Below are 9,301 nucleotides of genomic sequence, written 5' to 3' on the forward strand. Positions count from 1 at the left end.
GTACATCATCTAAGTAACCATTGATACCAGCGTAAAGAATTGCTACTTGCTCGTATACCGAGAGTGGCGAATTTTGTGGCTGCTTGAGGAGTTCGCGTAACCGTTGACCCCGTGCCAACTGGTCTTGAGTGGCTTTATCTAAGTCAGAAGCAAATTGAGCGAAGGCTTGCAAGTCGTCAAATTGGGCTAGTTCCAATTTAATCTTACCGGCAACTTTTTTCATTGCCTTGGTTTGCGCCGCAGAACCCACGCGGGATACAGAAATACCGGGGTTCACAGCCGGACGAATACCAGCGTTGAACAAGTCAGAAGATAGGAATATCTGACCATCGGTAATGGAAATTACGTTGGTGGGGATGTATGCTGAAACGTCACCAGCTTGGGTTTCGATGATTGGTAGGGCGGTCATACTGCCTTTACCTAATTCATCACTCAGCTTGGCGGCTCTTTCTAGCAAGCGGGAGTGAATGTAGAATACATCTCCAGGGTAAGCTTCGCGTCCGGGTGGACGACGCAGCAACAGGGACATTTGGCGATAAGCTTGGGCTTGCTTGGAGAGATCGTCATAAATTACCAGGGTAGCTTTGCCTTTGTACATAAAGTACTCAGCAATAGTTGCGCCTGTGTAAGGAGCTAGGTATTGTAGGGTTGCTGGTTCACTGGCACTAGCTGCAACGACGATGGTGTAATCCATCGCGCCTTTTTCTTGCAATGTCTGCACCACGTTAGCTACGGTGGAAGCCTTTTGACCGATCGCAACGTATACACAAATTACATCTTCTTCTTTTTGGTTGATGATTGTGTCGATCGCGATCGCAGTTTTACCGGTTTGGCGATCGCCAATGATCAATTCCCGTTGACCACGACCGATGGGAATCATTGAGTCAATAGCTGTAATCCCAGTTTGCATGGGTTCGTGTACAGATCGACGAGCAATGATACCGGGTGCTGGAGATTCAATCAAACGGCTTTCTGAGGATTTGATGTCTCCCTTACCATCGATAGGGCGACCCAAAGCGTCTACAACTCGTCCAATTAAGGCTTCCCCGACTGGAATCTGAGCAATTCTACCAGTAGCGGTTACAGAGCTACCTTCTTGAATTTCTAGCCCTTCACCCATCAACACCGCGCCCACGTTGTCTTCTTCTAAGTTTTGGGCGATGCCAATTGTGCCATCTTCAAATTCTAAGAGTTCCCCAGCCATAGCCTTTTCCAGACCATAAATCCGGGCAATGCCGTCACCTACTTGGAGAACGGTACCAACGTTAGCAACTTTGACCTCTTGATCGTATTGCTCGATTTGTTGTTGGATAATGCTGCTAATTTCGTCAGGTCTAATTGATATGCTCATGTGTCTATCGTGTTTGCTTTTGAGACGGGAAAATTCAATAGTTAGGAGTGATGAGTTAAGAGTGATGAGTTAAGAGCGATGAGTTAAAAAAGCAAAGGTTAAAAGTTAAAAGTCAAAATAAATTATTGTTTACTTAACTCCTAACTCCTAACTTTTAACTCCTAACTCCTGTACAGACGCGATTAATCGCGTCTCTACTCCTAACCTTCTAGCTGTTAGTTAAGCGCAATGAAAGGCGGCGCAGCTGACCCCGGATACTGGCATCAATTACTTGCGAACCTACTTTAATGATCACACCACCAATTAACTCACTGTCTACCCTGGTTTCTAGTTCTACCTGGCGAGCATTAGTTATGGCAATCACCTTTTCTGTGATTGCCTGCTGTTGAGCTTCTGTGAGGGGAACGGCTGAAATTACTTCCGCTAATACGGTTTGATTCAGCTGCCGCAACAGCGCCAGATATTGTTGAAAAATCGATTCCAAGAATGCAATGCGGCGTTTGTCTACTAATATCAACAAAAAGTTGCGTAAGTAGGGGTTAGAGCCTTCACCAAGTATTTGTTTGATGAGAGCTTTTTTGTTCTCAGCCTGAATAAACGGGTTGCTGAAGAAGTTGTGTAGCTGTTTGTCTGCTCTAAGCAGTCCCAGGAAAGTACGCGCATCTTCCCCGAACTCTTCTGTCAAATTTTTCGATTGCGCTATTGACAAAAGTGCCTGTGCGTAAGGTTGGGCTACTTCGGCTGCCGCTACCTGACTTGTCATACATTGCCTCCCAGTTGTGCGATGCTGCGATCAATTAAACCTTGTTGAGCATCGTCAGCAATCCCGCCTTTGAGTTGTGATTCGACTTTCTGCAAAGCTAGTGTAGCAACGCGTTGCCGTAGTTGAGCGATCGCTCGCTCTGTTTCGGTGTTTAAATCTGCTGCTGCTGTTTGTTTCAAGCGTTCTACGTCTTGCGCTGCCTTCGCTAACAAGGCTTCTTTCGATTTTTGGGCGTTTTCTACGGCCGATTGGCGGATACGTTCTGCTTCTGCTTGAGATTGTTTCAACTGCTCTTGCGCTTGGGAAAGGGCAGTCTTTGCCTCTTTTAAGCGCCCTTCTGCTTCCTGAATTGCGGTGGCAATATTAGATTGTCGCTCGTTCAGGATATTGCTTAAAACTTTACGTCCGAAGTAGAATAGTATGCCAACCAGAATCGCTAGATTGATCAGATTGGTTTCAAAAATGTCTAGGTTTAGACCGAAACCACCTTCTCCTGCGCCTTCTGCCAATTCAGAGTGAACAGCGTTCGCTTCTGCGGCAAGTAATAAGAATGTCCCCATGATACCCATTTACAAGTGCGCTGCTCGCTTGCTAATACGTTGTATTTTCGCGTAGGGAAATTAAGTATCTTTTCCCTGTAAGGAAATTAAGTATCTTTCCCCAGAAGGGAAAAAGTGCCTTTATTTGACACTTAAATTTTGCGCTCTGGACTAGGGCCCAGTTGCGCGTATGCTTTCACAGAGCCAGTCTAGTTAGCTTATCTAACTGGAGTTGGCCCCAATAGTTTTTCTAGAATCTGCCTGCTTAGGGCATCAACTTGTTGCTCTAAGGTGCGAAAAGCTTCTTGCTTTTGTTGTTCTATTTCAACAGAAGCTTGTTCTCGTTGAGACTGAGCTTCTTTTTGGGCTTCAGCGATTTTCTCGGCAGTAATTTTCTTAGCTTCAAGTTGAGCTGCTTCTACGGTAGCTTGCGATTGTCTGCGAGCGTCTGCGAGTTGTTGCTCATATTCGGTAGCCAAGCGTTCGGCTTTAGCCAAGCTCTCTTTCGCCTCAAGGGTATTCGTTCGGATATAACTATCGCGATCGTCTAGTACCTTGGTCAGTGGCTTATAGAAAATTGCATTCAACAAAGCTGCCAATAGCAGGAATTGCAATGCCATGAAGGGCAAGGTAGCATCGAAATCAAACATTTGTCTCCTCTTTGGCTGGAGTAGCAGTTTTCATGGCTAGCAACATCATCCAACCTTTCATATTTTAGAGACCCATAGCCAACAAGGGTCAACTGAACATTATAACTATTGAGATACCCAAAATGTTTTGATTGTAGAGGCGTGATGATTCACGTCTCCACACTCACAAAAATTTTCAGGTATTAGCCGAAAGGATTAGCAAACAGCAATACCAAGGCAATTACTAGACCATAGATAGTCAAGGATTCCATGAATGCCAAGGTTAATAGCAGAGTACCGCGAATTTTTCCTTCTGCTTCAGGTTGACGAGCAATACCTTCTACTGCTTGTCCAGCAGCATTTCCTTGACCAATACCAGGGCCAATTGCAGCTAAACCAATCGCTAAAGCAGCAGCGAGAACTGAAGCAGCCTGAACTAATGGATCCATGTTGATTTTCCTTGCTTTGATTACAAAACTACAAAAGTACGTTAACGATTAGAAACGTGTTTTTCACGCTGCACATGAGTTCTTTGATCGCGCTTTGCGATGTTTTGAGCGAATATGCTCTTGGAACTGTGCTATCAACTGAGAAGTTTAATGCTCCTCATGTTCATCTCCGCCATGCCCCTCCATTGCCTCATGAATGTATGCTCCGGCTAGGGTGGCGAAAACCAGAGCTTGAATGGCGCTGGTAAATAAGCCCAAGGCCATTACAGGCAGAGGCACAAATAGAGGAACTAGCAGCACCAGCACCGCTACTACCAATTCATCCGCCAAAATATTACCAAATAGCCGGAAGCTTAGGGAGAGGGGCTTGGTGAAATCTTCTAGAATTGCGATCGGCAACAAAACAGGTGTTGGCTCTATATATTTCTTAAAGTAGCCTAAACCCCGTTTGCTAAAACCTGCGTAAAAGTACGCTAAAGAGGTCAGCAATGCCAATGCAACAGTCGTATTGATGTCATTGGTGGGAGCTGCCAATTCACCCGAAGGTAGCCTGATGAGCTTCCAGGGAATTAGTGCGCCTGACCAGTTCGATACGAAAATAAACAAGAACAATGTGCCAATAAATGGCACCCAAGGGCGGTACTCTTTCTCACCAAGTTGGTTTTTTGCCAAATCACGAATAAATTCTAAGGCATATTCCATCAAATTCTGGATGCCCTTGGGAATTCTTTGTGCGTTGCGAGTAGCAGCTATTGAAGCCACTACTAGAATACTAATCACAAACCATGAGGTAAGAAAAACTTGCCCATGAATTTTAAGATTGCCCAACTGCCAATAGAAATGATGACCTACTTCTAATGCGGCGAGGGGAAAAGAATTAAAGGCGTTTAAGACACTAAGCATTTGCATTCTTCAAGCTTTTTCCCCAACGAGCGAGGATGGGATTACTATCTTTAGTGAGCCTGACTTTTTAAGAATCAGGAATGAACGCAATTTGCACCATATAGACGAAGAGCGTGGCTTTGTAAGTTAGAAATCCCAAAAAAATGGGCAGAATCTGTAGCTCACGCCATTGACTTGCCACGATCATCACTCCAATAAACAGAGCAAAACGAGTTTTGCTCAGACTGGTTTTCTCACTACCAAGCTGCTCAACGTCTCTAGCCAACATTTTTAAGTAAACCACACCTGTACACGCCCCAATTAAATAATTTAGGGCAATGTTTAAGGAATAAAAAATCCACACAGAGATAAAAATAACCCCCGTCAAGACAAGCGTGATTACCAACAATCGCTGGAAGAGTTCATGGAACTCTTGCATGGAGTTACCTGATTCTGTGTCTCCAGAACCAGTTTTAGCATCTTGTTGCGTTGTCGGAGTGGGCGCAATTGATTCGTCAGACAAGCTCACGGGACTTGAAACCAGTACAGTTAAATATGATGACTGCACATTCAGTCAGCTGAATCATATCACGATGCGGTAACAATACTTTAGGAAAAAACAATTAACTTCTTGTCAACATCAAGCAGTAAGTATCGACGGACTAAAGCCTAGAGCAATTTAACCTAGTCCACGTTGCCGGACTTGGTTAAAAAGTAAAGATTTTATAACCTATTTATAAACTGAGGGCAGGCAAGATACCTGCCCCACAAGAGTCTTGGGTTAAATCTACCTCTCGATTAAATTATCTTGGCAGTCCGTAGACCGAACAGCAAACCTACAGATAAGCCAAAGAATAAACCCAAGAAGACGACATAAGATACAATTGCAAACATTTATTGCTCTCCAGAATACTTCCTAAATCTATTGAATCATTAGTTGTTGGGTATTGGGCATGGGGCATGAGGGTAGAGGAGAAATTACAACTTCTTTGCTGCTTGCCTACTTCTTAGCAATCCCCAATGCCCAATGCCCTATGCCCATTTGCTAGATTGCGATACAATACAGCCCACGGGCGCTTGTTTGGGGTTGGGCAATGACTTCTGTAATTAATGTAAATCTACCAGAGCAGTCTTATGAGATTGCGATAACTTCGTTGAGCTACGCTAACGCACCTTCGAGTTTAGATCAACTGGGTCAACAGATGGCCAGTCTCAAGTTGGGTAAGAAGGTACTGCTAGTTTCTAATCCGACGATTTTTAAGCATTTTGGCGAAAGAGCAATTACATCCTTAACATCTGCTGGATTTGAAGTTGCTAGCTGCACTCTACCACCTGGTGAACGCTACAAAAACCTCAATTCTATCCAAAAACTCTACGATGTAGCCTTGGAAAACCGCCTAGAACGTTCTTCTACGATGGTGGCTTTGGGCGGAGGTGTAATTGGCGATATGACTGGCTTTGCAGCCGCAACTTGGCTACGCGGTATTAATGTTGTCCAAGTGCCTACCTCTTTGTTGGCGATGGTAGATTCGGCAATTGGTGGCAAAACTGGCGTGAATCATCCCCACGGTAAAAACTTAATTGGGGCATTCCATCAACCGCGTTTGGTTTTGATTGACCCAGATGTGTTAAAAACTCTACCTATGCGTGAGTTTCGAGCAGGGATGGCAGAAGTTATTAAGTACGGTGTGATTTGGGATGCCGAATTGTTTGCCCAGTTAGAAGCAAGTAAACGCCTCGACCAACTCCGCTATGTAAAACCTGACTTAATAAAAAACATATTAACGCGTTCTTGTCAAGCAAAAGCTGATGTTGTTGGCAAAGATGAGAAAGAAGGCGGATTACGGGCAATTCTCAACTATGGACACACCATCGGTCATACAGTGGAAAGTTTGACTGGTTATCGTCTAGTAAATCATGGTGAAGCGGTGGCTATTGGTATGGTAGCAGCCGGTCAAATTGCTGTAGATTTAGGATTGTGGCAAAAGGAAGACACAGAACGTCAAAATGCTTTAATTCAAAAAGCGGGTTTACCGACTCAATTACCAGATGGGTTAGATATTGAAGCAATTATTGAGGCGTTGCAGTTAGATAAGAAAGTCAAAGCAGGGAAAGTGCGGTTTGTTTTACCAACAGAGATTGGTGTAGTAACAATTACCGATGAAGTGCCATCAGATATTATTCGGCAAGTTTTGCGAGGAATGTGAACAATTTGAAGAAGAATTCAGGAGTCAGAATTTAGGAGTCAGAATAAAAGTTAGTTGCTCTGTCCTTCAATTACGAATTAATGAGCCATGATACTCCAAGCCAAAAATCAATTAACTTTGCAAGAGTTCTTGAATCTTCCACCAAGCGAGGGAGATATCACCTACGAACTTGTTGATGGTCAAGCAAGTCCTAAGATGTCACCAAAAAAATTCCACTCGAAACTTACCCGCGCCCTTCTCAATTTAATTGAGCAATGCTGTGAGGGGAAAGGAGAAGTTTGCCCAGAATTAGCTGTTGCATTAACTCGTCGAGGACGAGATTGGATGCCAATACCTGATATTTTATATATTTCTAATGAACGTTTACCCCTTGATTGGGAGCAAGAAGGAATATGTTCTATTCCTCCTGATTTGGTGATTGAGATTATTTCACCAGGGCAAACCTTTGGACAAATGGCGGCTAAAGCTAAAGACTATTTGGATGCTCAGGTGCTGCGGGTATGGGTATTAGATAGTAAAGCCAGAAGCATTACTGTTTTTTATCCAGATGCAGCACCACAAACTTATATGGGAGAAGAACTACTCACAGATTCTTTATTTGAAGGACTGCAATTTACTGTTGAGCAGGTGTTTCAAAAGGCGAAAATACCATTAGCTACTGAATAGCACAATTCTCTTGCTTTAAACATCCATCAAAATTTCAAGTGGCAGAAGGTTTGTCTAACTTTAACCAGTTCTTGTATTTCCGCTGTACTGTACTAATAGTTTAGCTGATTAATTCATCCATTTGTAGGAGGTAATTAGCAAGGTAATAAGTGTACTTTATTTATAATCAGACCAACACTAATATGGTTGAAAACTGTCTTCACGCAACCGATCTATCAACTATGTTAAACTTAATATTTACCGGATGTATAAAAATAAAAGCTTTGGTGGTTTCAACTGCTTTTTTACTGGCTGTACAGACTTCTGTTAATGCTGAACAAGCTATTCCTGGTTTGACTCCAAGACAAGCTCAACATTTATCCCGTGACTTGGTTCCATATAATTCTCAAGAATTTTTTAGACAAGGAAAAGATTCAATTGAGAGAGAAATTCAAATTCTTAATCAAAGGCAACAGCGCCCAATTAAACCTATTCTTAAGATTGATTCAGTACCGCAAAGCAAAAAACCACATACTCAACAAAACCCTAACCTCTTATCTAAGTAAGAATCATCACCCTTCTATAGCTCCTGCTTATGCCGTTAACTCTTAAGCTTTAGCACATAAGCTATATAGCCAGGCATTACAATCATCATTATGCTTTGCTTTTGGGTAATAGAGGTTTTGTATTTTCAATAAATTTTGTTGCAAAATTTTACAATTTTATTCGTCTAGCAAACTCATCAACGCTTGAATTTCAACGTCTTGCTCTTGCGGCTCTGATAATTGAGACTGTAGCTTTAATAATTGACTCTGTAATTCTTCTGCTACATGAATCATATCAGACTCTTGAGCAATTTTTAGCTGATTTTCTTTAATTTTGATTTGTTTAAGCAAGTTATTTTCAACATGAATTGAGTTGTAATGTTGAGCAATCATAGCTTTACATTTATTATTAATCTATGGACTGCAATTAAATTTTCCACCTATGTATTATTCCACATTTTTGTCATTTTTTAAATATCTGGTGATTTAATCTTGATGGTTCATAGTTTTTAGCCTGTTCTATTCTCAAAACTTTGCGAATATTGAATTAAGGGACTTCCAGTTAAAAACATCTCATATTGGGGGCGCACATTTGTCTCCCCCTAATACAAATGTACGAGTAATTTGGGATAATTTCTTTTTTGTAAGTTCCTAATATAGAAGTAGCCATACAAGATACTCGTGAGGGCGTATAGCTAGCTGTGCCAGTTTACCTCTGTAGCATATCTATATTTTTATGGGTTTTTACAAAAATGGAAATCATGAGATAAAATTGGTTAACTTGGGGCAATTTTTTAGACGATATACATTAACTTGCCTGTTAATTTTCCAAGTTTTGTAAATATGTTAAATATTATGGTTGTGAACAGTATGGATTTAAAGTTTATCAGGAAAAAGATTTATACTTTTATAAAAATTATATCGACAGTGCTTATAACAGGCGCAATTGGATTGGAATCGTGGAATATTTATGCAGTAATAACTAATATTAATGTGCCAAGCAGCCTTAATCCAATTTTTTGGATTGAGCGTTTTGCCATAATGAGCAATTTTATTGAAAGCATTATAGCAGCTTTTTATGCACCTTCAAGACAAAAGATACCAATAAAATATGCGACTTATACTTTTTTTGTCGGCACAATTGGGTTATTAGAACTATTTGGTCAGCAGGATGAATATTAACGTTTCTACGCCTTGAAGGTATGGGCTTTTGGATTAGGTTGGTTGGTAGGGTGTGTTATGCGATCGCGCCCTAAGTACAAAGATTATGAAGTTATTAAATATACCCTAG

The 9,301-nt window shown here is 41.7% G+C and carries 13 protein-coding genes; 4 read left to right on the forward strand and 9 right to left on the reverse strand.

Annotated elements, in window-relative coordinates; genetic code table 11:
• The 8 genes from atpA to petL form a co-directional block, all read right to left on the reverse strand.
• A partial coding sequence (gene atpA, locus IQ229_RS03480) for a F0F1 ATP synthase subunit alpha (RefSeq protein ID WP_194041323.1) occupies positions 1-1,351 on the reverse strand: 1,351 nt, incomplete at its 3' end.
• A gap of 208 nt (positions 1,352-1,559) precedes the next feature.
• Entirely contained in the window at positions 1,560-2,114 is a 555-nt protein-coding gene (gene atpH / locus IQ229_RS03485) for an ATP synthase F1 subunit delta (protein ID WP_194041325.1), read from the reverse strand.
• Complete coding sequence (locus IQ229_RS03490) at positions 2,111-2,683, reverse strand: F0F1 ATP synthase subunit B (RefSeq protein ID WP_194041327.1); 573 nt, start codon at positions 2,681-2,683, stop codon at positions 2,111-2,113. The genes atpH and IQ229_RS03490 overlap by 4 nt, the downstream gene beginning before the upstream one ends.
• A gap of 188 nt (positions 2,684-2,871) precedes the next feature.
• Entirely contained in the window at positions 2,872-3,303 is a 432-nt protein-coding gene (locus tag IQ229_RS03495; RefSeq protein WP_100899338.1) for a F0F1 ATP synthase subunit B', read from the reverse strand.
• A gap of 182 nt (positions 3,304-3,485) precedes the next feature.
• The gene (atpE, locus tag IQ229_RS03500) at positions 3,486-3,731 is read right to left on the reverse strand and encodes an ATP synthase F0 subunit C (RefSeq protein WP_012411162.1); all 246 of its coding nucleotides are present in this window, start codon (positions 3,729-3,731) and stop codon (positions 3,486-3,488) included.
• Between the two features lie 147 nt (positions 3,732-3,878).
• A complete protein-coding gene (gene atpB, locus IQ229_RS03505; protein WP_181984851.1) occupies positions 3,879-4,640 on the reverse strand; it encodes a F0F1 ATP synthase subunit A in 762 nt (253 codons plus the stop codon).
• A 61-nt stretch (positions 4,641-4,701) separates the two neighbouring features.
• Positions 4,702-5,142, reverse strand: coding sequence for an ATP synthase subunit I (locus IQ229_RS03510; RefSeq protein WP_194041329.1), 441 nt, complete (start codon positions 5,140-5,142; stop codon positions 4,702-4,704).
• A gap of 269 nt (positions 5,143-5,411) precedes the next feature.
• Complete coding sequence (petL, locus tag IQ229_RS03515; protein ID WP_084227316.1) at positions 5,412-5,507, reverse strand: cytochrome b6-f complex subunit PetL; 96 nt, start codon at positions 5,505-5,507, stop codon at positions 5,412-5,414.
• A 200-nt stretch (positions 5,508-5,707) separates the two neighbouring features.
• On the opposite strand from petL, the gene aroB reads away from it, so the two are divergent.
• The 3 genes from aroB to IQ229_RS03530 all read left to right on the forward strand — a co-directional run bounded on the left by aroB (position 5,708) and on the right by IQ229_RS03530 (position 8,031).
• Positions 5,708-6,820, forward strand: coding sequence for a 3-dehydroquinate synthase (gene aroB, locus IQ229_RS03520; protein WP_194041331.1), 1,113 nt, complete (start codon positions 5,708-5,710; stop codon positions 6,818-6,820).
• Between the two features lie 87 nt (positions 6,821-6,907).
• Positions 6,908-7,486 carry a Uma2 family endonuclease gene (locus IQ229_RS03525; RefSeq protein ID WP_194041333.1) on the forward strand — a complete coding sequence of 193 codons (579 nt, stop codon included), beginning with the start codon at positions 6,908-6,910 and terminating at the stop codon, positions 7,484-7,486.
• A gap of 149 nt (positions 7,487-7,635) precedes the next feature.
• Positions 7,636-8,031: a hypothetical protein gene (locus IQ229_RS03530; protein WP_322743936.1), complete on the forward strand. Its 396-nt coding sequence runs from the start codon at positions 7,636-7,638 to the stop codon at positions 8,029-8,031.
• A 156-nt stretch (positions 8,032-8,187) separates the two neighbouring features.
• On the opposite strand, the gene IQ229_RS03535 is transcribed toward IQ229_RS03530, so the two are convergent.
• Complete coding sequence (locus tag IQ229_RS03535) at positions 8,188-8,403, reverse strand: hypothetical protein (RefSeq protein WP_194041335.1); 216 nt, start codon at positions 8,401-8,403, stop codon at positions 8,188-8,190.
• A gap of 477 nt (positions 8,404-8,880) precedes the next feature.
• Here IQ229_RS03535 and IQ229_RS03540 point away from each other — a divergent pair, with 477 nt between their 5' ends.
• Positions 8,881-9,192 (forward strand): hypothetical protein, encoded by a 312-nt coding sequence (locus tag IQ229_RS03540; RefSeq protein WP_194041337.1) that lies wholly within the window; start codon positions 8,881-8,883, stop codon positions 9,190-9,192.
• Positions 9,193-9,301: the final 109 nt, after the last annotated feature.

Origin of the sequence: Nostoc cf. edaphicum LEGE 07299, from assembly GCF_015207245.1 — a bacterium.
GTDB lineage: Bacteria > Cyanobacteriota > Cyanobacteriia > Cyanobacteriales > Nostocaceae > Nostoc > Nostoc edaphicum_B.